Source organism: Galbibacter sp. L-19, from assembly GCF_056857615.1.
Genome location: NZ_JBSXNL010000072.1, coordinates 114,839 through 138,359 on the forward strand (window position 1 = coordinate 114,839; position 23,521 = coordinate 138,359).

At 33.5% G+C, this 23,521-nt stretch carries 18 protein-coding genes; 7 read left to right on the forward strand and 11 right to left on the reverse strand.

Annotated elements, in window-relative coordinates:
* Positions 1 to 219: 219 nt before the first annotated feature.
* Entirely contained in the window at positions 220 to 762 is a 543-nt protein-coding gene (locus AC13CQ_RS16530) for a 3-hydroxyanthranilate 3,4-dioxygenase (protein WP_474506761.1), read from the forward strand.
* Here the strand turns inward: AC13CQ_RS16530 and AC13CQ_RS16535 are convergent.
* From AC13CQ_RS16535 to AC13CQ_RS16545, 3 genes are all read right to left on the reverse strand, one after another.
* The gene (locus AC13CQ_RS16535) at positions 759 to 959 is read right to left on the reverse strand and encodes a hypothetical protein (protein WP_474507634.1); all 201 of its coding nucleotides are present in this window, start codon (positions 957 to 959) and stop codon (positions 759 to 761) included. The two genes, AC13CQ_RS16530 and AC13CQ_RS16535, sit on opposite strands and share 4 nt — an antisense overlap.
* Positions 960 to 1,386: 427 nt before the next feature.
* Positions 1,387 to 2,424 carry a PepSY-associated TM helix domain-containing protein gene (locus tag AC13CQ_RS16540; protein WP_474506760.1) on the reverse strand — a complete coding sequence of 346 codons (1,038 nt, stop codon included), beginning with the start codon at positions 2,422 to 2,424 and terminating at the stop codon, positions 1,387 to 1,389.
* A gap of 12 nt (positions 2,425 to 2,436) precedes the next feature.
* Complete coding sequence (locus AC13CQ_RS16545; RefSeq protein WP_474506759.1) at positions 2,437 to 4,785, reverse strand: TonB-dependent receptor; 2,349 nt, start codon at positions 4,783 to 4,785, stop codon at positions 2,437 to 2,439.
* Positions 4,786 to 5,166: 381 nt separating this feature from the next.
* Here AC13CQ_RS16545 and amaB point away from each other — a divergent pair, with 381 nt between their 5' ends.
* Positions 5,167 to 6,720 carry an L-piperidine-6-carboxylate dehydrogenase gene (gene amaB, locus AC13CQ_RS16550; RefSeq protein WP_456868165.1) on the forward strand — a complete coding sequence of 518 codons (1,554 nt, stop codon included), beginning with the start codon at positions 5,167 to 5,169 and terminating at the stop codon, positions 6,718 to 6,720.
* Positions 6,721 to 7,131: 411 nt separating this feature from the next.
* On the opposite strand, the gene AC13CQ_RS16555 is transcribed toward amaB, so the two are convergent.
* Positions 7,132 to 8,121, reverse strand: coding sequence for an acyl-ACP desaturase (locus tag AC13CQ_RS16555; protein ID WP_008611758.1), 990 nt, complete (start codon positions 8,119 to 8,121; stop codon positions 7,132 to 7,134).
* Between the two features lie 389 nt (positions 8,122 to 8,510).
* Here AC13CQ_RS16555 and AC13CQ_RS16560 point away from each other — a divergent pair, with 389 nt between their 5' ends.
* Positions 8,511 to 9,407 carry an OmpA family protein gene (locus AC13CQ_RS16560; protein ID WP_474506758.1) on the forward strand — a complete coding sequence of 299 codons (897 nt, stop codon included), beginning with the start codon at positions 8,511 to 8,513 and terminating at the stop codon, positions 9,405 to 9,407.
* Between the two features lie 19 nt (positions 9,408 to 9,426).
* On the forward strand, positions 9,427 to 9,948 hold the full coding sequence (locus AC13CQ_RS16565; protein ID WP_474506757.1) for a hypothetical protein: 522 nt from the start codon (positions 9,427 to 9,429) through the stop codon (positions 9,946 to 9,948).
* A 54-nt stretch (positions 9,949 to 10,002) separates the two neighbouring features.
* Here AC13CQ_RS16565 and AC13CQ_RS16570 read toward each other — a convergent pair whose 3' ends face one another.
* Positions 10,003 to 10,575, reverse strand: a complete 573-nt coding sequence (locus AC13CQ_RS16570; protein ID WP_335587474.1) for an RNA polymerase sigma factor — start codon at positions 10,573 to 10,575, stop codon at positions 10,003 to 10,005.
* Positions 10,576 to 10,698: 123 nt separating this feature from the next.
* On the opposite strand from AC13CQ_RS16570, the gene AC13CQ_RS16575 reads away from it, so the two are divergent.
* The 3 genes from AC13CQ_RS16575 (at position 10,699) to AC13CQ_RS16585 (ending at position 16,932) form a co-directional block, all read left to right on the forward strand.
* Positions 10,699 to 11,859, forward strand: coding sequence for a FecR family protein (locus AC13CQ_RS16575; protein WP_474507635.1), 1,161 nt, complete (start codon positions 10,699 to 10,701; stop codon positions 11,857 to 11,859).
* Positions 11,860 to 12,066: 207 nt separating this feature from the next.
* The gene (locus tag AC13CQ_RS16580; protein WP_474506756.1) at positions 12,067 to 15,393 is read left to right on the forward strand and encodes a TonB-dependent receptor; all 3,327 of its coding nucleotides are present in this window, start codon (positions 12,067 to 12,069) and stop codon (positions 15,391 to 15,393) included.
* A gap of 24 nt (positions 15,394 to 15,417) precedes the next feature.
* On the forward strand, positions 15,418 to 16,932 hold the full coding sequence (locus AC13CQ_RS16585) for a RagB/SusD family nutrient uptake outer membrane protein (RefSeq protein ID WP_474506755.1): 1,515 nt from the start codon (positions 15,418 to 15,420) through the stop codon (positions 16,930 to 16,932).
* Positions 16,933 to 17,037: 105 nt separating this feature from the next.
* Here the strand turns inward: AC13CQ_RS16585 and AC13CQ_RS16590 are convergent, their stop codons facing one another.
* The 6 genes from AC13CQ_RS16590 to AC13CQ_RS16615 form a co-directional block, all read right to left on the reverse strand.
* Positions 17,038 to 17,865, reverse strand: a complete 828-nt coding sequence (locus AC13CQ_RS16590; protein ID WP_008611768.1) for a 3-keto-disaccharide hydrolase — start codon at positions 17,863 to 17,865, stop codon at positions 17,038 to 17,040.
* A gap of 2 nt (positions 17,866 to 17,867) precedes the next feature.
* Positions 17,868 to 18,620, reverse strand: coding sequence for a 3-keto-disaccharide hydrolase (locus AC13CQ_RS16595; protein WP_456868169.1), 753 nt, complete (start codon positions 18,618 to 18,620; stop codon positions 17,868 to 17,870).
* Between the two features lie 18 nt (positions 18,621 to 18,638).
* Entirely contained in the window at positions 18,639 to 19,691 is a 1,053-nt protein-coding gene (locus tag AC13CQ_RS16600) for a sugar phosphate isomerase/epimerase family protein (RefSeq protein ID WP_008611772.1), read from the reverse strand.
* Positions 19,692 to 19,789: 98 nt separating this feature from the next.
* Positions 19,790 to 20,935, reverse strand: coding sequence for a Gfo/Idh/MocA family protein (locus AC13CQ_RS16605; RefSeq protein ID WP_335587479.1), 1,146 nt, complete (start codon positions 20,933 to 20,935; stop codon positions 19,790 to 19,792).
* 95 nt (positions 20,936 to 21,030) lie between these two features.
* On the reverse strand, positions 21,031 to 22,167 hold the full coding sequence (locus tag AC13CQ_RS16610; protein ID WP_337901778.1) for a Gfo/Idh/MocA family protein: 1,137 nt from the start codon (positions 22,165 to 22,167) through the stop codon (positions 21,031 to 21,033).
* A 101-nt stretch (positions 22,168 to 22,268) separates the two neighbouring features.
* Positions 22,269 to 23,498, reverse strand: coding sequence for a nucleoside permease (locus AC13CQ_RS16615; RefSeq protein ID WP_008611776.1), 1,230 nt, complete (start codon positions 23,496 to 23,498; stop codon positions 22,269 to 22,271).
* Positions 23,499 to 23,521: the final 23 nt, after the last annotated feature.

The following is a 23,521-nucleotide window of genomic DNA, read 5'->3' on the forward strand; positions in this document are numbered from 1 at the left end:
GCCTGCCCTGAGTTTACCGAAGGGCTCTGCGTCAAAATGAGTTAAATTTGTTTCCTTTGAATACCTCGCGGGCTTGCCCCGAGGTAGTTGATTACATCATGAGCTTGCTTAAATCTTTTATGAGTAGAAAAAGATTAAACAACATTCATATTAAAATTAGTCATCTTACTACCATTTTTTCTATAAGTTACTTACTTTTATAGTTCATTTAGAAATAATATGGCAATTAAAAAACCTTTCAATTTAAATAAATGGGTAGAAGAAAACAGAGGACTCTTAAAACCTCCTGTTGGAAATAAAAACTTTTATAAAGAAGCCGACGATTACATTGTAATGGTAGTGGCTGGTCCAAATGCCCGTAAGGATTATCATTACAACCAAACGGAAGAGCTTTTTTATCAAATAGAAGGAACTATAGAAGTTCATGTCCAAGATGAAGGGGAGAAGAAAATTATGGAGTTAGGCCCTGGAGATATGTATTTACATCCTGCAGGAATTCCTCATAGCCCTATTCGTTCAGAAGGTTCTATTGGTTTAGTTATTGAAAGAAAACGTGATAAGCTTAATATTGAAGACGGATTATTGTGGTTTTGCGATAATTGTAATCATAAATTATATGAAGTTCGTTTTCCATTAAATGATATAGAAAAAGATTTTTTGAAGCACTTTAAACATTTTTATAATAGTAAAGAATTACGAACATGTGATAATTGTGGAACGGTGATGCCTATTGATGAACGTTATGTAGCTGATGAAGATTAATATGGGTTTTTGTAACGAAATGTCTCCTGCCTGTCGATATGACTTCGGAATATAAAATAAATGAATTTATTATCTGTAAAGCTATTTCTATAACATTTATAACCTTGCATGAAAGCATCTATAGAATGAGGTTCTAGTTTGTAATTACGTTGATTATTTGTTAGCTCTAATACCAATCCAAATGCCAGTGACTTCATGCTTTTCATTTCTTTTGCTCGCCCAAACGAAACAAAGAAAAAGGCGCTTTATCCAATGCATTCTGCGGATAAGGATTTTAGCTTTACTAGTCATCAACACTGTTTTTAACTAGAGTTTTTCTATAATTTAAGTCACAGATACAGGGATTTATATAACAGAATTTTCTTAATACTTTGTACTAAATACTAAGTGCCAAAATAACATTAGTGAATTTGTGGCAGTAATTTTCAATTTCTATACTAGAGTTTTTCTATAATTAGATACACGGATTTATATAGCAGAATTTTCTTAATACTTTGTACTAAATACCAAGTACCAAAATAATATTAGTGAATTTGTGACAGTAATTTTACTTTAATATGCTATCTTACAGTGTGTTAAGTCTATGAGAGTAGACCGTAGTTAGTTTCAGGAGTATCTGTCTTTTTATGCAATCTTTTTTCTTTTAAGCCAAATATAGTAACCTGTAATGGATAAAAATGGCCCTGAAAGTCCGATTATACAGTACAGAATTTTACTAAATAAGCCTCCATATTGTCCAAAGTGAAGTGGGAGAATACTACTGTTAAATTTAGTACTGAAATTGGCTTCGCTAATTTTGGTAACGGCTTTAATATCCCCCGATTTATAATCTATTAAAACCTTGTTATAATATTCGCTTAAGTAAAAAGCATCCCCTTTAAAAACACCATTCACCGTAATACTACTTTTTGGAGAAGTAGGGAGTCTAAGGTAGGTGGGAGTAAAATCTGGGTACTGTTTTTTTATAGTTTTTAATGCTGCTTCTACGGAAGTTTCTACTGTTGGAGGAGCTGGTTCTACTGCCTTTTTAAGTCCAGAGGTAACCACTTTGTAGGCTAAAAATATACCGGTAAAAACAATAATTAAATTTAGAAATAACGCCCAAACTCCAACATAACGGTGTAAGGAAGAGTAGTAATTTCGTTTGTTTTTACTACTTATTTTTGTTTGGAATAGCAGTGTTTTAAAAATAACTTTTCGGTAAAGAATGATTCCCGTAATTAATGAAAGGAAAAAACATATTCCTGCTAAAAGCACCAAGAAACGCCCTACAATACCAGCATGTAACGAGTAATGAAGTTTAAGAATCCACTTTGTAAAATGGGTGTTGGCATTTATAACTTTGCTTATTTTTCCTGTGGAAGGGTTTACATAAGCGTATTTTCTAGCTTCGGGAGTTCTTAAATTAAAAATTATTGTTTTTCCTTCTTCAAACTTAATAATCCGCTTATCCCAATTAGGAAATTTTTTCTGAACTTCAGCAATTGCTTTATCTAGTTGTAAGTCGTTAGTTGTTGTTTCAACTTCATAACTATCAAAAATCAGTAAATCAATATCGTCTGTAAAAACCAACACAGAGCCCGTAATACCCAAAGCGAATAAAAAGATACCCGCAATGATACCGAAGTACGAATGGTATTTTAAAAGGACTCTGTTGTTCATGGTTGTATCTTTCTATAAGTTTACTGTAAGTGATACATTAAATTGTGTTCCGTTTGCCTTAATATAATTGGAGTCTCTAGCATTCCATTGAGAAATCGGATTATAATAATCTTCATTCAACAAGTTTTTAATACCTAAACCTACCTTTGTAGAAGGAGTTAGTTGATAATTTGTTGTAAGATTTAATATGTTAAAACTATCAACAGGACCTTTACCATAGGTGTAGCTTCCATTATCATTTGGTTCAAAACGGTTTCTATCTCCACTGTAGATATAAGAAAGGCGAGCATCAAATTTGTTATTCCATTTGTAAGACACATAAGAAACTATTTTAACAGGAGGAATTCTGTCTCCTCCCATATAAGTATCGTAATCTCCACTATCTTGACTGTCTATTTTTCCTTCAGTATAAGAAACCGAAGTTCCAAAATTTACATTTCTTGCGAGTTCTGTATCCATAGAAACTTCAAAACCATATACTTTTTCTGGCTGACGTAAAATCTCAAACGCACCACTAGCAGTTTCACTGTAAGTAGAACCTAAATCTGAGGTGCTTATAAAGTAAGCTCCGCTTAAATTAGTTCTTCCTAGGTGACTGTTAAAGCCTATTTCGTAGTTGTTTGCAATTACAGCTTCGGAATTAATCTCGTTAACTGTATTTTCTGTTGCAGAGCGAAGTGTTCTTCCTAAATCTGCAATAGAAAAACTTTGAGAGAAACTTATAAAGGGTTTAAAAACACTCCATTTGTTATATCGTAATCCAGCGTTAAAAGTAGTTGCATTATAGTCTAACTCGCCTCCTGTTATGGCATCACCCCCACTATTAGGAGTAGTTTCTCCTACGTTATATCTTGTAAGAGTTGTGTAATCTGGAATCTCGATATTGATGTTTTCAAAACGAATTCCAGCTTTTAAAACAAAGTTTTTATAAAGTGTTTTTAGTTGAGCATAAGGCGCAAAGTTTGTCATATCCATTTGCGGAACCCAATCACGACCATCAACTAATTCTTGCTCTGTTTTATCATTTAAAACATCAACACCATAAAGAATATTTCCTGTTACTTCTCCAAATGTATAAGGTGTTTTTAAATTAAAACGAGCTCCTTTTTTTGCTGATAAAATGGATGATTGTCCGCCATCATAGCCTAAGTTTGGATCGTAAAAGCTATCTGTATACCCATATACGGTTTTAAAATCTTGCATATAAAGGTTCAATCTAAAATCTGTTTTCCCGAAGATATCATCATAATCATACGTTAATTGTGCATTATGGTTATATCTATTTCCTTGATCTTGACCTAAATCTTCACCAAGTACTCCAATAGTTGGTGTTTCACCATAAACCCCAACCTGCGGAACGTAATCTGTATCTTGATTGCTGCTGAAATAATTATACATTAATTCCACTCGTTGCTTTTCGGTAATTTGATAGTTAAGTTTCCCGAATAAACTATACTGGCTAGTTTCTCCTAACCCATAAAACGGAGAAATTACCTCGCCATTAGCATCTTTATAAATGCCTGTTTGTCTAAAGCTTCCACTAGCAACATATCCTAATTTATTAAGTTGCCCAGAGAAAGTTTGAGTTACTTTAGCTCCAACAGTATTGTTAATGTCTACCAATGCCCCTTCAGCGCCAACATACGTGGTGCTTTCTAATTTTTTGTTAGCATGTGGTTTTTTGGTAATATAATTTACAATACCACCATCAGCACCATTCCCATAAATAGCAGTTGCACCTTTAATAACCTCTACTCTCTCTAAAGTACTTGGATCTATAGTATTTACATCTCTTCCTCCTGATCTTAGTGGGGTAGACTGCGGAATTCCATCAATTAAAACCAGCATTCTTCTACCTCTTAATGTTTGCCCGGTACTACTTGTTTGGTTAGAACTTAGAGACATTCCAGGAACTTCTGTTAACACATCGGCAACAGAATTACTTGTTTGCGCTAAATTTTCCACTTGTTTTGAAGTTATAACAGAAACAGAAGAAGGAACTTCATCTAGTGTTTCTCTAGTTCTATTGGAAGTAATTACAACTTCGTTTAACTGCTCCATTGATTCTTCTAATAGAACATTGATTTCTGTTGTAGTATTGTTTTTAACTTCTACTTTTTTTGTTATAGTAGTAAAACCAATAGCAGAAAATTTAAGAGTATACAATCCGTTTTGAAGATTCTCTAAACGGTAAGTACCATCGTTGGCTGTAGTAACGCCTTTATTATTTTCTTTTATTACGACCGAAATATATGGGATGCCCTCATTTGTATTATCTACTACCTTCCCTTGGATACCTCCTTCTTGTCCATAAATGGCTATGGAGCTGATGAAAAACAGTATAAAAGTTAAATATTTCATTATTATTCTTATTTAGATTTGTTTAAAATAGCAGCAAAAGTACGCTCATTTTACTCTTATCCAAATATTATGAATGTTAATTTTCTATTTTCTTCTAATAAGTAAGAGTATTCTTATTTTTCTGATGTATGAAGGATTTGTTGGTTTCAGGGAGGGTTTAAAATCTTATAATTTTGCTACAAATACTAAGAGATAATTTCTCCTGTTTGATGGGGTGGAAATAATGATGTATGTTTGGATTCATCACAAAAAATAGCCTGCTATATCCCTTTGTTTTAACAGTATATAGGGGTTTATTTTTAGCTTACTGAATGTGGCTTTCCATAAAGAATTTGTATTTTCGTGATTATTGAAACATAAATGAGTTAAAAAGTTATAAATATGACAATTAATATAAGTGATTCTAAAATTTCTGAAGCGTTAAATCAATTAGGAGTTAAAACTGAAAATTTAGGAAGTTCAACAGGGAGCAATTGGTTTGCATCTGGAGAAGAATTAATTTCTAAATCTCCTGTAGATGGTGCTATTATTGGTAAAGTAAACCAAACTACAGCTGAAGATTATGAAAAAGTGCTTCAAACTGCAGAAGGAGCATTTAAAGAATGGCGTAAAGTAACTGCACCCCAACGTGGAGAGATAGTAAGGCAATTTGGAGATGAACTTAGAAAACACAAAGCTTCTTTAGGGAAATTAGTGTCTTATGAGATGGGGAAGTCGTACCAAGAAGGTTTAGGGGAAGTTCAGGAAATGATAGATATCTGCGATTTTGCAGTAGGGTTATCTCGCCAATTGCATGGTCTTACTATGCATTCAGAACGTCCAGGACATAGAATGTATGAACAATACCATCCATTAGGAATTGTAGGAATTATTTCTGCATTTAATTTTCCGGTGGCGGTTTGGGCTTGGAATACAGCTTTAGCTTGGGTTTGTGGAGATGTTTGTGTTTGGAAACCATCAGAAAAAACACCTTTAACGGCTGTTGCTTGTCAGAAATTAATAGGGAATGTTATAGAAGCAAACAATTTGCCAGAAGGGATTTCTTGTTTAATAATAGGCGATTATAAAGTTGGAGAATTACTTACAAATGATAAAAGAGTTCCGTTGGTTTCTGCAACTGGGTCTATAAGAATGGGAAAAATAGTAGCACAGGCTGTTGCGGCTCGCTTAGGGAAATCTCTACTAGAATTAGGAGGAAATAATGCCATTATTGTTACGCCAGACGCAGATATTAAAATGACGGTTATTGGTGCTGTATTTGGTGCTGTTGGAACTTGTGGGCAGCGTTGTACATCTACACGCCGACTTATAGTGCATGAAACTATGTATGACCAAGTTAAAAATGCGCTTGTAGAAGCATATAAACAGCTTAGAATAGGAGATCCTTTAGATGAGAATAATCATGTTGGGCCACTTATAGATAAAGATGCTGTTGCTAATTATTTAAATGCTTTAGCTGAAGTTAAAAAAGAAGGAGGTACAGTTTTAGTTGAAGGTGGTGTGCTTGAAGGGAAAGGTTATGAAAGCGGATGTTACGTAAAACCTGCAATTGCCGAAGCTGAAAATCATTTTGAAATTGTGCAGCATGAAACATTTGCTCCTATTCTTTATTTAATGAAGTATAAAGGTGGTGTTGAAAATGCTTTGGAGCTTCAAAATGGGGTAGTGCAAGGCTTATCTTCAGCAATTATGACTAATAATTTAAGAGAAGCAGAACACTTTTTATCTCACCAAGGATCCGATTGTGGCATTGCAAATGTAAATATAGGAACTAGTGGTGCCGAAATTGGGGGTGCTTTTGGTGGCGAAAAGGAAACAGGAGGAGGAAGAGAAAGTGGTTCCGATGCTTGGAAAGTGTATATGAGACGTCAAACCAATACCATTAATTATACAACTGAACTTCCGTTAGCACAAGGAATAAAATTTGATTTATAATAGCATAATCATACTTTCTACATAAAAAGGAGGCTATCAGGCTTAGCTAATCGAAGTTTTTAAACATCTAACTCTTAAATATTATCTTAAACTTGATAGGATACTCTTATTGTTAGTTGTTTAAAAACTTCAACAAGCTCATTTTTAAAGTTATAAATTACTTTTTAGACGGCTGTTTTTAATATTGTAAAACACTATTATTCGATAAAAAGTAAGCTTAAACCCTAAACTATAGTAACTTAATTACCAAGGTTAATAAATATTTTCAGAAAGTATCCCTTTTGCTGTTAAAAATAGAAAGCAAAATTTTAAAAAGCTTCCTTTCTAAAATAAATATTTTATCCCAGTAACAACTTGTCTTTACTTTTTTTGCAGCGAAACGGTCTTGCGTCTTTATCTGAAAAGTACAGATTATAAAACTCCATTAGCTTCCACCCATTTAAAAATATGTGGATCTTGGGGAGTAGACATTCTTTCTGAAATACGTTTTAATCTTTCAGGTAATCTTACTAGGTAATCTCTAGCTTTTTCACCTTTATCATTTAACTCTCTAATTTTATCGATTTCCCAATATTGGTTTAATCGATCTAAAATATTGATATAATCAAAAGTTGTGTAAACACCTAGGCGTTGTGCCGCATTAGAGAAGTTTTCAAAAGCACTTCCAATATGGTCTCCAGATTCCCTAACAAATTGTGCTGGCATTACAATTTTCCGCTTCATCATATCAGCAAAGGCAATCATCATTTCACTAGGGTCGTAATCAAAAATAATTTTTACAAACTCACGGTATGCCAAATGGTGTCTCATCTCATCTCCAGCAATTATGTTACACATTTTTGCCAACATAGGGTTTCCTTTCTTCTTAGCTAATTGTCCCACTCTTTTATGAGAAATATTGGTAGCCAATTCTTGGAAAGAAGTATAAACAAAGTTTTTATATGGGTCTCTTCCGGTACCTATATCAAAACCATCAGCAATCATATGTTGTGTAGTAACTTCAATTTCTTTCATGTTCACACGGCCAGAGAGGTATAAATATTTATTTAAAACATCTCCATGTCTGTTCTCTTCTGCAGTCCAATGACGAACCCATTTTGACCAACCATTTCTTGCATGTTGGTCTACGCCTTCTACATCCATCAACCAAGATTCGTAGGTAGGTAAAGCTTCTTCTGTAATTGTATCTCCAACCAATACTACCCAAAAATCGTATCCTAATTCTTGTGCCTCTCCTCTTATTTTTTTCACTTCTTCAAAAAAGTTTTCACCTTGAGAATCTGGTAAGAAATCTGTAGGTTGCCATATTTGGTCAGCAGGAATAAGATATTGCTCTAGAAAAGAATCAACTCTCTTTTCTATAGTTTGCATTACTTCAAGTCTAATATTATGTAGTGACATGCTGTTCTGATTTTATGTTGGTAAATATCGTATTTCTAAAAAATATATACGAATACTTTAAGCTTTTTCTGCAATTCTCTTTTTAAAAGGAGGTTATGCAGTATTTTTTTGGTTTTAAAACCTCTTATTTTACTTACTAATTGAGATTTTAACGCTCCAAAACGTGCTCTTTATTTGCTGATGAGTTTATGTCTAAATGTTTTTTCAGTTTAATACAAAAAGATTTTAATCCCAACGCTTTCTATTAAAGATACAAAATTTAAAAGTTAGAATGAAGAATTTTACATTTTCATAACTATTTGACTCAAAGTTTTTTACATATTTAGCCCTACAATTTAAGAAATTGACTAAATTTGAGTGTAAGAATTTATAAACCAAAGTGATATCCTATGAAATCTCTCTACTTAGTTGGTATAATTATAACCATTATAGTTGGCTCTTTTTTTAATTGGATTTTATGTTGTGAGGTAGAAGCAATCCCAATAGAAAATATAGAGACTATAGCTCCAAAAGAAACTTCAATGGTTGTTAACCCACTTGTAATAATAGACAGCACAGGAAATTTTAATTATAAAACGAATGATAATTTCAATTTTAATAAATCTGATTTTATTATTCTTAGGCCTCTTGGTGCTGGGGTAGAAGAAGGAATTGCTCAATTGAAAGATTATCTTAATGGAGATGGTGCAAAATTTATTGATGTAACAGGCTTTTATTCAATTGCTGAAGAAAATAATTCTGCTTTTCCAAACTTAGGATTAGCCAGAGCAAATGCAGTTAAAAACCATTTGATAGCAAAAGGGGTTTCTTCTAAAAAAATTAATACTTATGGAGAATTAAAACCAAATCTAAAAGTTCAAGATAGTATCTATGTAGGGCCTGTTTCTTTTGTTATAACAAACGATTCTAATTTTAAAGATGCCGAAGCGGTTGTAGAAAATATTAAAAAGAATCCAATTGTATTATACTTTGAGACTGGCAGAAGTACTATTACCTTAACAGAGGAGCAACGGGCTAAGTATTTAAGTATTGTTCAGGCTATGGATAAGGTTGATGATGTTTCAGTCCAAATTATTGGTCATACCGATACCACAGGAGACACAGAGAATAATAAGGTTTTAGGAAAAGAAAGAGCAGAATTTATAAAAACCTATTTGGTAAGAAATGGTATTTCTTCTGAAAATATTGAAACCATTTCAAAGGGAGAAACGGAGCCTATAGCAGATAATAATACGAACGAAGGGCGAGCAAAAAATAGAAGAACTGTAATTACAATTAAGAACTAATCATCCAAAATTTATATATATGAACTGGTGTTTACTTATTCCATTAATAGTAGGCGTTATATGCGCAATTTTAGGTTATTTATTAGGGAGGTTATCTTCTAGAAATAATACTGCCGAGATTGAAGCTTGGCAAAAAAAATACGACAAATTGGAAGCCGACCTTACTGATTGTAGGTCTAAATTGGCAGCCAAACCTAGTCCTTCTGTAAGTTCAAAAACTGAAAGCACAACTTTAAATTTAATTCCATTTGATGCTGCATTAGCTAAGGCTACTTATGGAAAAAAAATAAAACAAGACGACCTTAAAATTGTGGAAGGAATAGGGCCTAAAATTGAACTATTATTTCACGCTAAAGGCATTACCACTTGGAAAGGACTTTCTGAGTGTAGTGTAGAAAAATGTGAAGAAGTTTTAAAATCTGGTGGAAAGGCATACGAAATACACAAACCTGGAACTTGGCCAAGACAAGCACAATTAGCTTACGAAGGGAAGTGGGTAGAGTTACATGCTTGGCAAGACGAGTTGAAAGGCGGAAAATAAACTAACCAACTTAAAAAATAAAAGGTTCTCTTTTTTCTAAAAGGAGGATCTTTTTTAGTTTACCAATGTAAATAAAAATAATACTTTGTATTGTTCTCCCAATCTATTTCTTAACTTACTATATGCCTTTGTTATTTGCGCTTCTACAGTTTTAATAGATAAATCTAAATGTTCGGAAATTTCAATATTGGTAAGGCCTTCAATTTTACTTAACATAAAAACATCTTTGCATTTAGGCGGTAATTTTTCAATTTCTTCTGTAACTATTCTAAAGAAATTTTCAATTTTAGAATCATCTATACTTGTAGTAATTTCTTCTAGGCTTTCTAAATATTTATAATGCAAATAGGTGGTGGCTTTACTTTTTTGATAGGTATTAACAAATTCGTTGTAAACAGATTTATAGAGAAAACTCTGAATAGAAAAATTCTTATTTAATTTCTTTCGATACTGCCATGTCTTTAATAATACATTTTGAACAATATCTTCTGCAATAACCTTGTCGTTTATTAAGCTTACAGCGTATGCATATATTTTCCGATAGTATTTATCTACTAAATATTCATAGGCTTTTTCATCTCCTTTTTTTAAGCTATTTATAAAAATTTCATAATTATTGTAAATCATAAATTGTGGGTTGGCAGGTTGTTAAACCTCAAATTTATGTTAATAAAAGTGAATTTGACAAAAAAAAGCTAAAAAAAATAAGGGTATTATAATTTTGATTTGTAATACTATTAAATACTCAAAATGATTCCTTCAAAAATAGAAGACATTATTGTAAAATTTTTAACTAATGCTGCAACATTGAATGAGTTAGAAGTGCTTCATGAATGGATTGAGAATGATAATAATGCAAAAGTATTTAAAACTTATATTGAAACGCATTTCGCAATAGCTATCGCAATGAATCAACCAGATTTAAAAAAGGTAAAGCAAGACTTTTTAAAGGATATAAAAAAAGAGAAGAGAAAACAGCAACTGCAAAAAATTACTTCTGTAGTTAAATATGCAGCTGTTGTTATTTTTATTGTCGGAGCTAGTTTTCTTGCAAAAAATCAATTTTTCCCAGAGAGTATTAAAGAATCAATTTCATCTAGAGAAGAGCAAATAACCTTACAGTTGGCTAACGGAGAGTTGAAAAGCATAAAAAATGGTGCCAAAGAAGTAATTAAAAATCCAGACGGTCAACCCCTTGCTAATAATGACGGGAATAAGCTTTCTTACCAAGACAATAAAGAAGACTCCTCCCCTCTAGTGTACAATAAGCTAACTATTCCTTATGGAAAAAAATACAATTTAATTCTAGCAGATGGAACTCAGGTTGTAATGAATTCTGGAAGTGTTTTGAAGTTTCCTGTTAAGTTTTCAAATAAAAAAGAACGGAGAGTATATCTTACAGGAGAGGCCTTTTTTACGGTTGCCCATAATGAGCATAAGCCATTTTTTGTAGAAGCTAATGGAATGGAAGTAAAGGTATATGGAACGGAGTTTAATCTTAAAAGTTATACTGAAGATTTAACTTCAGCTGTTGTTTTGGTGAATGGTTCTGTGAGTTTAGCTGATAATAATTCATCTAAAAAAGAAGAAATAAAGTTAGTACCTGGAGAAAGAGGTTCTTTAGATAGACGGAAGAAAGTAATTATAAAAGATAAGGTAGATACCTCAATATATACCTCTTGGATTAAAGGGGATATGGTTTTTAAAAATGAACCTTTTAAAAATATTATTAAAGCCTTAGAACGAAATTACAATGTGGTAATTATTAATAATAATGAAGCTTTAAATGAAGAACATTTTAATGCCACAATAGAAACGAAGTATGAAAGTATTGAACAGGTGTTTAATTATTTCAGTAAAGTATATGATATAGAATATCGAGTTATAGAAAATAAAATAGTAATCAATTAATTAAAAATGTCTTTATGAAGAAAAACTAGTTCAACCATTTTCTAAGAGTTAGTCATTTTACAAATAATAAATCAGGGAATGCGGTCACATCCCCCGATTTGGTTAAGTGACTAAAAAATTATTAATCAACGCTAACAATTCAAAATTATGAAAAAACTATTAAAGCTGAGGGTTTTAAACTCTCGGACTTACAACCTTGATTTAAAAATGAAGCTATCCATTTTGTTTCTTTTTGCAATGATTTTTACTTTGCAAGCTAACACTTCATATTCTCAGAAAACTAAAATAACTATAGACCTTGAGAATGGTACTGTTGGAACCGCTATTAATGAAATTGAAACTACTACAGAATTTAAATTTATTTTTAATTCTGAAGCAGTCGATTTAAATCGTAAAGTATCTTTAAAACTTAAAAAAGTTTCCATAGATAAAGCCTTAGAGCAAATTTTTATTGGTCAGAATATAGATTTCGAAGTAGTAGACCGAAAAATTTTATTAAAAGAAACGGCTCCAAAAGATAGTACTTCCATAGAAATAGGAGCTAATACAATGCAAGAGTTTGAGGTTTCTGGTCAGATTCTAGATAATAATGGAACTCCATTACCGGGAGCAAATATTTTAGAGAAAGGAACTTCTAATGGAACACAAACAGATTTTGATGGTAATTTTACTTTAACCACCTCAAGTGGAGACGCTATTTTAGTAGTTTCTTACATCGGATTTACTTCTAAAGAAGTTCCATTAAATGGTCAAACAAATATAACAGTTACCATAGAAGAAAGTGCTGCTGCTTTAGATGAGGTGGTCGTAATAGGTTATGGAACGCAAACTAGAGAAGAAGTAACAGGGGCAATGTCTTCTGTTAAAGCTGAAGATATTGTAACTCAGGGATCTAGTACTGTTGAAAAAGCTTTGCAAGGACGTGTGCCTGGAGTGCAAGTAGAATCGTCTGGGGGAAATCCTGGTTCTGGAGTTAGAATTTTAATTAGAGGTACAGGATCTTTAGGAAATAATAATCCACTTTATATTGTAGATGGAGTACAAGTAGATAATATCAATAACTTAAATCCAACGGATATTTCTTCTATGGATATTTTAAAAGATGCTTCTGCTGCTGCTATCTATGGTTCAAGAGCAGCAAATGGTGTTGTTATAATTACTACTAAAACAGGTAGAAGTGGAGAAAATGTTATTGACTTTAGTACGTATTATGGATTTCAAAATATAATAAATAAAGCAGATGTATTAAATGCTTCTGAATGGGCTAATGTAAGTAATGCCGCTCATGACAATGCGGGACTTGCAAGGCTAGATATTGCTAATAATCCTGAATCTTTAGGAGAAGGAACAGATTGGCAAGATGAAATTTATAGAACAGCACCAATTAAAAATTATAATTTATCTGCCAGTGGAGGAGGAGAAAATTATAATTATAGCGTTTCTGGAGGATATATAGATCAGGACGGAATTGTTAAGAATACAGGATACAATAGGTATAATCTTCGTTTAAAATCTACTTTAACAAAAGGGAGATTTAAAATTGGAGAATCTGTTATATTATCTAAAGAATATTGGAGAAGAGCCGAAGGTTTAGGTGGACAAGGAGGAAATGCAGTAGGATCTGCTCCTAAAATGATTCCTGTTTTTGATGTATATAACCCAGATGCTGTTGGAGGTTATGGAGGGGCATACGGTCCAGTTGTAGATATAGCAAACCCAGTAGCGCAATTAAACTTAAGAGTTCCAGAAGACCGAGTTAAAAAAGCTATTATCAACGCTTTTGCAGAAGTTGATATTATAGAAGGTTTGAAATATAAACTGAATTTAGGATACACTAGTACAGAAGGATATAATTACCAATATACGTATCCATATGAAGTGGGTGCCTTATTTACTAATTTGGATTCAGATTTGACAGAAACAAGATATGAAAACGATTATGTATTGGCAGAAAACACACTTAATTATAAAAGAGAGTTTGGGAAGCATAAAATAGATGCCTTAGTTGGATATACCTACCAAGATACTAAATATAGAGGTTTAACAGGTTCCAAAAGTGGAATGCCTCCTGGAGTTATGGTTTTAGATGCAGGTACTGTAAATGCTGCTGCTGGAAGTAATGCTTGGGAAAACGTATTAGTTTCGTATTTAGGAAGGTTAACTTATTCTTTTGATGAACGTTATATTTTAACTGGAATTATTAGAAGGGATGGTTCTTCTAGATTTGGGGGAGATAATAAATTTGGAAATTTCCCTTCTATTGCTTTTGCTTGGAACCTTTCAAGAGAACCATTTTTTAGTAAGATTCAAGAAACAGTAAATGTTGCTAAACTGAGAATGAGTTATGGGGTTTTAGGAAACCAAGAATTTGATGATTACCGATTTAGTCCTGCAATAAATCTTAATACCAATTATGTAGCAGGACAAAATCAAGCCTTATGGCCTGGAGCTATTCAAACGGCGTTTGCTACTCCCGATATAAAATGGGAAACTTCTAAATCTTACAATATAGGTACCGATTTAAGCTTCTTTAATAGAAAACTAGATTTTATCTTCGATTATTTTGTAAAAGAGAACTCGGATGTATTATTGCAAGTTCCAATTCCGCTTTCAACAGGAGCAAGTGCTAATAGTCCGTATATAAATGCAGGGCAGATTACCAATAAAGGTTTTGAAACTTCTTTGTCTTACAGTAATTCTGGCGATGAGTTTTCATATCAAATAACTGGAACTTTTGCTTCAGTAGATAACGAAGTAGACTTTCTAGGAACTGGTTCTCAACAAATTTTTGGAGGTCAGCCAACTCATCATGGCGCATCTGCAACTGTTACACAAGCAGGACTTCCTGTAGGAGCTTTTTATTTAATTAAAACGGATGGAATTTTTAATTCTGAAGAAGAGGTTAATGCACATACACAAAATGGGCAATTAATTCAGCCAAATGCAAAGCCTGGAGACATCAGATTTATTGATTACAATAATGATGGACAAATAGATGAAGATGATAGACAATATCTAGGGAGTCCAAATCCTGAATTTTCTTACGGTTTGGGAGCTAATTTTGCATGGAAAGGATTCGACCTTAATTTGTTTTTTCAAGGTACTCAAGGAAATAAAATCTACAATGGAGTTCGTCAAGACCTTGAAGGGATGAATTTAGAATACAACTACGCTAAAACAACATTAAATGCGTGGACACCAACTAATCAAAATACATCTATACCACGTGCAGTTATTAACGATCCTAACCTAAACTCTAGAACTTCAGATCGTTTCTTAGAAGATGGTTCTTATTTTAGATTCAAAACGCTACAATTTGGGTACACATTGCCTTCAGAATTAATGAATCAGATAAAAGTTAGTAGATGTAGAATCTATGTAAGTTTTGACAATATTTTTACCATTACAGATTATAAAGGATATAATCCAGATTTAGGTAGAACAGGATCTGTTTTAGATAGGGGAGTAGATTTTGGACATGTTGCATATCCACTTTCTCGAACTTTTCTAACAGGAGTTGAATTTTCTTTTTAAGACGAATAGATAAAAATAAATACGATGAAAAAATATATATACATACTTTTAATTCTGTTGCCACTGGTGGGTTGCGATGATGAATTAGAACAGATAAATCCAAATGTAGTTACTCAAGAAAATTTTTGGAAAACTGAAGACGACGTGCTATCAGGACTTGCAGCAACCTATAAAATGTTTAAACACGTAGATAATGGTTATTGGGGCGTAAGAGGGGTAGAAACTACAAATGGTAGAGGAGACGATTTCTTTATTAGAAACGATGTAAAGGCATTATATGAGTTGTCTACCTTTAGTAACAACCCATCCACAGGTACTCCAAGTGCTATTTTTACAGGTTGTTATACTGGTATTTTTAGAGCAAATCAAATTATTGATAATATTAGCACTGTAGAGATTTCTGAAACTGAAAAAGAAAAATATATTGCAGAAGCTAAGTTTTTAAGAGGACTTAACTATTTCAATTTGGTGATAAATTTTGGTGCAGTGCCTATTTTTACTTCGGTACCACAAACTAGAGAAGATTATTTTGTAAAACAATCTTCGGAAAGTGAGGTTTGGACACAAGTTGAAAACGATTTTAAAGATGCTGGCGCTAATCTTCCTGTAAGTTATCCTTCACAATGGGTAGGAAGAGCTACCAAAGGAGCTGCAATAGGATATTTAGGAAAAGCATATTTATATCAAGAGAAGTGGGAAGAGGCTGTAAATCAATTCTCATTGCTTACAACTCCAGATGGAATGCCAAAAGCACCATATAATTATGACTTGTTAGCAGATTATCAAGATAATTTTATGCCAGGAAGTGATAATAATATAGAATCTCTATTCGAAATCCAAAATCAAAACGTAGGAGGAATAGATCCATGGGCTGGAGAAAATGCAAATGAATCGCAAGGGGTAACTACAGCTCAAGAGTTTGCTCCAACAGAAGTTGGGGGCTGGTTTGAAGCACATCCTACAGAAAAGATTTTTAATGAATTTCAGGTTGAAAAAACAGTAGATGGAGACTTCGACCCAAGAATGTATGCTTCTTTAGCTTGGGATTATCCGGGGTCTACTTTTTATAATCTTCCTTTTTCTGAATTCTCTTCTCCTTTTGGTTATAGTGCTAAAATTAAAAAATATCAAAATTGGTATGATGATAATGAGGGGATTTGGATCTCTGAAATTAATGAAAAAGCACTTCGCTTTGCAGATATTATTTTAATGTATGCTGAAGCTTTAAACGAGCAAGGACGTTCTAGTGAAGCTATTCCTCTTGTTAATAGAATTCGTGAAAGAGCTAATTTAACTGCTCTAACCTCTTTAAGTCAAAATGCCATGATGGAAGAAATTAGACATCAAAGAATGGTTGAGTTTTTTAGAGAAGGACTTCGTTTTTACGATTTAAAACGATGGGGACTTATTCAGCAAGAAATGGATGATAGTGATAAAGTGGGGAAAGAGTTTTTAGTGTTGCCAAAACATGAGCTTTTCCCAATTCCACAGGGAGAAATTAATACCAATCCAGAGATTGAACAAAATCCAAATTGGTAATAAATAAAGGCTCTAGTCTAGAGCCTAAATAAATTAGAATAAAATAAAAATAGGCTACTGATTTTGTATCAGTAGCCTATTTGTTTTTAGGTCTGTTATAAAGAATTACTTCAATTCTCTCACCCAAATATTTCTATAGCTAACACGACTATTATCGCCGTGATCTTGAAGTCTTATTGGGCCATCGCCGTGTGCTTCATTTTTAGGCCATCCAATATAAGGGGTAGTACCTTTTATTTCAGTATGGTCTTGAATTAGTACGCCGTTATGTAAAACGGTTATAGTAGCCGATTTTATTTTCCCTCCTTCACTATTAAATTCAGGTTCATGGTAAATAATATCATATGTATTCCATTCTCCAGTTGGCACAGAAGCCTTTGCTAACGGTACACCTTGTTTGTAAATAGCGCCTACTTGCCCATTTGTATATGTGTTGTTGTTATTATTGTCTAATACTTGAACTTCATATAGGTTTTGTAAAAATACACCACTATTGGCTCTGTGTTGTCCGTCTCCTTGAATTTTGGCAGGCGATTTCCACTCTATATGTAATTGAATGCTTCCAAAACTCTGTTTGGTTTGAATATCGCCCGCTTTATCTTTTACGGTCATACTTCCGTCTTTATTCAAAGTCCAAGCAGCAGCAGTACTGTCTTTAGAGCTAATCCAATTGTCTAAATTTTTTCCGTCAAAAAGGATAATAGCATCACTAGGAGCTCCATTTTTTTCGGTTGGATTTACAGTTGGAGCAACAGGTTTGTAAAATTCTGTTTCTTCAGGAGTAGTTGGTTCTTCCCCAGAATATTCTTCATAAGTTATAACGTCAGATTTTTCTTCAGTTTTAGGAACTTCTACTTTTTGTTCTTCTTTTTGAGGCGAATTACATGCCGCAATAGCACCAATTAATAGGGCGCTAAATAGTATTTTTTTCATCCTTAATTAAGTTCTTTTATTTTTATATTTCTAAAAGAAACTTCATCTCCGTGATATTGTAAACCAATTTTTCCAGTTTCTGAAGCTCCAAAGCCATCCCATCCTTTAAATTTAGAATTTGCTATCATTTCTTCCCATTTATCTCCATGAACTGGGAATTTAACAATTTCCGTACCGTTTAAAGTTACAGAACCTTGATTTGTTTTATGGTTAATTACCAAAATACATGTGTTCCATCCTCCAGCTGGTCTAGCTACTTTTTCACTTGGGGCAATCATATCGTATAAAGCTCCTGCTTGGTGACTCTCACCATTTTTTGCATCTGGATGTTTTTCATTATCAATTATTTGGATTTCTGGTCCAGTTTGATAGGGCTCATGGTATTTTTTATCTTCTATGATACCCCAGAAAAAACCACTGTTTCCACCTTCAGAAATTTTCCATTCTAAAGAAAGTTCGAAATTTTTAAATTCTTCATTTGTAACAATATTTCCAGCGTTTTCACTTGGAGTTAATACCATTGCGTCATCTTTGATTGTCCAAGAATCGTTTACTTCGCCACCATTAAACATGTGCCAAGAATCAAAGTTTGTTCCATCAAATAGTATTTTCCATCCGTCATTATTAGAAGCTAATTCTTGGGTTGCCTCTGTTTCTGTTTTAATACTTTCTTCAGAAGCAGTTTTATCATTATTTTGTTGCTTGCAAGACATCATTGCGAGTGATGCTATAAATAAATAGTTAATAGTTTTCATATGTTTGTTTTTAGTTTTTTATAATCCTAGTATTTTTTTCAATTTTGCGTCGTCTGTATCTCCACCTGCAAAATCGTCGAATACTTTTTCCGTAGCTTCAATAATATGTTTTTGGATAAAAGGCGCACCTTCTCTTGCTCCTTGTTCTGGACTTTTAATACAACATTCCCATTCCATAACTGCCCAAACATCACATCCGTATTGAGTGAGTTTTGAAAAGATTCTTTTAAAATCTATTTGTCCGTCTCCTAAAGAGCGATATCTTCCTGCACGGTCTCCCCAATTATTATATCCTCCAAATGCTCCTTTTTTTCCTGTCGGATTAAATTCGGAATCTTTTACATGGAAGGATTTGATAAATTCATGATAATGATCAATATACTCAATATAGTCTAACTGTTGAAGGACAAAATGAGATGGGTCGTACAAAATATTTACACGTTTGTGATTGCCAGTAGCTTCTAAAAAACGTTCAAAAGTATCTCCATCGTGAAGGTCTTCTCCTGGATGTATTTCATAACAAACATCAACGCCTTGCTCATCAAATTCATTTAAAATAGGGAGCCAGCGTTTTGCTAATTCTTCAAATCCCATTTCTACCAATCCTGGTGGTCTTTGTGGCCAAGGATGGAAAGTGTGCCAAAGTAAGGAGCCTGAAAAGGTTGCATGCGCATTTAACCCTAAATAATTACTGGCTTTTGCAGCTTTCTTCATCTGGTCTATAGCCCATTCGGTACGTGCTTTAGGGTTATTTTTTACATTGTCTGGGGCAAAATTATCAAACATAATATCATAGGCAGGGTTTACTGCCACTAGTTGCCCTTGTAAGTGCGTAGATAGCTCTGTAATCTCTAACCCGTAGGAATTAATTTTTCCTTTGAGATCATCGCAATATGTTTTGCTTTCCGCCGCTTTATCTAAATCGATTAAGAACTTTTCGGTGGTTGGAATCTGGATTCCTTTATAGCCTAAATCGGCTGCCCATTTACAAATTCCGTCAAGAGAATTAAAAGGGGCTTTGTCATCTACAAACTGCGCTAAAAATACCGCAGGGCCTTTTATAGTTTTCATTTATTGATGTATTTAGTTGAATATTATAAAATCGTTTTAGTGATTTAATTAGCAATTTATTCAGAAATAAAATTGATAAAAAATAATTAGTCTTAAAATTATGCTTTTAAAGCCGTCCAAACGGAATTTTCCTTATCACTTTTTACTGCTGCATAAATAAACTCAACCCCATTAACGCCTTCTTTTACTGAAGGATAATCGGGTTTCTCTATGGTTTTGTTCTCTAATGTACTCATTAGGTGTAATCCAAAGGCTTTATATATATTTCCAAATGCCTCTAAATAGCCTTCTGGGTGTCCTTTTGGAATTCTAGATATAGCTCTTACATTATCATAAATAGCTATCCCGTCTGGAGTAAAAGTTTGCTGAGGTTTGTCAACCCACTTGGCAATAAGTTTTGTGGAATCTTCTTGATTCCATTCAATACTTCCTTTGCTACCATATATTTTTACAATCAAGGCATTTTCTTCTCCAGTGGCAACTTGAGAGATTGACATTGTTCCTTTGGCTCCATTTTTCATTCGTAAAAGAATGTTTCCATCGTTATCAAGTACACGGTCTTTTCCAATTCTCCCTAAATCTGCTGCAACTTCTGCAATCTCAGAATTAGTAATATAGGATACCAAATTTTCTGCATGTGTGCCTATATCTGCTAAAGAACCTCCAATACCAGATTTTGTAGGATCCGCCCTCCAAGGTTTAATTTTTGCCTGTTCATTTACTTCGGCGGTCATCCACCCTTGTAAATACTGCACTTGTACTTTGTAAATAGCTCCTAAATCCCCGTTTAAAACCATTGCTCTGGCTTGTTTTACCATGGCGTTGCCTGTGTAATTGTGAGTCAAAGCAAAGAGGAGTCCTGTTTTTTCAACTAATTTTTCAAGTGTTTTTGCTTCTTCAACAGTAAGCGTCATAGGTTTGTCACAAACTACATGAAAACCATTTTCTAGAGCCATTTTAGCTGGCTCAAAATGTAAGTGGTTTGGCGTAACAATAGTTACAAAATCCATTCGCTCTCCTTCTGGGAGTTGTTTTTCTTTTTCAATCATCTCTTGATAACTTCCGTAGCATCTATCTTCAGGGAGATATAATGCTTTCCCAGAGGCAATTGTTTTTTCTAGAGAGCTATTAAATGCACCGCATACTAACTCTATCATTCCATCAAGGCCAGATGCTTTTCGGTGTACATCGCCCATAAAAGAGCCAATGCCACCACCGACCATTCCCATTCTTAATTTTCTCATTGTTTTTTTATTACTGAATATAAATTTAGTTTTATTAAAAAACAAGGCTGTGTGTATACATACGCACAGCCTAAATTATCATAATTGAGTAGAAATTATTTAACTTCTACCCAAACATTTCCTTGTTGATGTGAGGCTACTGCACGTTCAATAAAATTCATTCCACGCACTCCATCTTTCATAGTTGGAAATTCTCCTGGATGGTATTTTTCTTTTCGGATGGCTTTAGCAACTCCTTTGTAAATATTACCCATGGAGTCAAAAATTCCTTCTGGATGTCCTGGAGGAAGTTTTGTTCCGTCTAAAGAAAATGCACTGTTATAAGCATGCCCTGGTTTTAAAACTTTTAATGGCTCATCTTCAGTTAGGTGGTGTAAATAGTTTGGATTTTCTTGCTCCCATTTTAAACCACCTTTATCTCCGTAAATTTTTACAGTAAAATTGTTTTCTTCTCCAGTAGCAATTTGGCTTGTTCTTAAAACTCCTTTTACATTTTCCGCAAAGCGAAGTAAAATAGTTCCGTCAATATCCATTTTGTTGTCGGCATATAAATAATTGAGGTCGGCTAGAATGGTTTTTACTTCCATCCCTGTAACATACTCAATCATATCAAAACCATGTGTTCCAATATCTCCAACGCAACAGCTAATTCCAGACTTCTCTGGATCTAAACGCCAGGTGCTAGCTCTTTTTTCTTTATCGTGAATAATTGGATTAATCCAACCTTGATAATATTGAACATCTATTTTTTGAACCTTCCCAATTACTCCAGTAGAAATCATCTCTTTCATCTGGCGGACCATTGGGTAGCCTGTATAGGTATAAGTTACAGCAAAAATAGTATTTGCTTTTTCCAATGTTTTTTGAAGAATTTGAGCTTCTTCAAATGTTGTGGTCATTGGTTTTTCACAGATAACATTAAAACCAGATTCCAATAGTTTTTTTGCCATCGGAAAATGTAAAAAGTTAGGTGTTAAAATCGAAACTACTTGGATGCGCTCATCTTCAGGAAGTTTTAATTCTTCCTCAATAAATACATCAAAATCTTTATAAATTCGATTTGTTGGGATGCCAATTTGTTCAGCAAACCCTATATTATCATCGTAATTCGGATTAAAAACACCTCCAACCAATTGGTAGCTATCGTACATAGAAGAAGCGATACGGTGCAAAACACCAATTAACGAATCGCCTCCGCCTCCTAAAATTCCTAATCTTATTTTCTTACTCATATTGTTAGTTAAATATTATAAAGTTAAAAAGAGTACATGGAAGAAGTTATGGGTGTTTTACAATTTATACACGCCTAAACTCTTAATTCCAAACCTCTATATTATTGCTCTTTGTATTCTATTTTTTCATCTTTAAAAAAGATAGCAAACAATACCGCTACGGCAAGTGCAAAACCAGCAGGGTAAATCCAAATGCTATACCAGTCGTGAGACCCTTCAGCAATTAAGAATTTATCAGAAATCATTCCTGCAATTTCAAAACCAATTAACATTCCAACCCCGTAGGTTGCAAGGGTAATAAGTCCTTGTGCAGCACTTTTATATTTAGCACCAGCTTTAGAGTCGGTATAGATTTGTCCAGATACAAAGAAGAAATCATAGCAAAGTCCGTGTAAAGCAATTCCTATAATAAGCATAAAAACTAAATCTCCGGAGTCTCCAAAAGCAAATAATACATAGCGTAAAGTCCAAGCAAGCATTCCTGCAAGAATTGTTTTTTTGAAGCCAAATTTTTTAAAGAAAAATGGTAAAAGAAGCATAAATAATACTTCTGACATTTGTCCGAAAGACATTTTAAAAGTTGAATTCTCAACGCCAATTTCAGTTAAAAAAGGACTCGCATTTTGGTAATAAAAAGCCAATGGAATACATATTAATACGGAAGAAATAAAGAATAATAAAAAGTTTCTATCCTTTAATAATTTCAAGGCATCTAAACCTAAAATTTCTGAGATACTTGCTTTTTCTTCTTTATTAATTTTTGGTGGTGTTTTAGGTAAAGTAAAACTAAATATACCTAGAGCAGCAGAAACAATGGCTGTCATTAAAAAGGTATTTTTAAGCATTCCTTGGGCAATATTTTCACTAGAATCCCAAGCAAGGTAACTAATTACACTTCCTGCAACAATCCATCCAATGGTTCCAAAAACTCTTACAAAAGAAAATTGTTTTCCAGGGTCGGTCATTTGGTTAAAAGAAATAGAATTTACCAAGGCCAGAGTTGGCATAAAGGCAATCATGTATGCTAGTACATATGGGTAAAAGGCACCAAAATCTGTACTTTGGTACATTAAATACATCAAAATTGCGCCAATAATGTGTAATACCCCTAAAATTCTTTCGGCATTAAAATAACGGTCGGCAATAAGTCCTATAATAAATGGAGCAATAATTGCGCCCCAAGATTGAGTTGAAAATGCCATGGCAGATTGTGCGCCTGTAGCTTCTAAGTTGTTGCCAAGAAAAGTTCCTAGCGTTACAAACCAGCCTCCCCAAATGAAGAATTCTAAGAACATCATAAAGGATAGCTGAAATTGAATTTTTTTGTTCATGTTCGCTTGCGTTTAATAGTTAT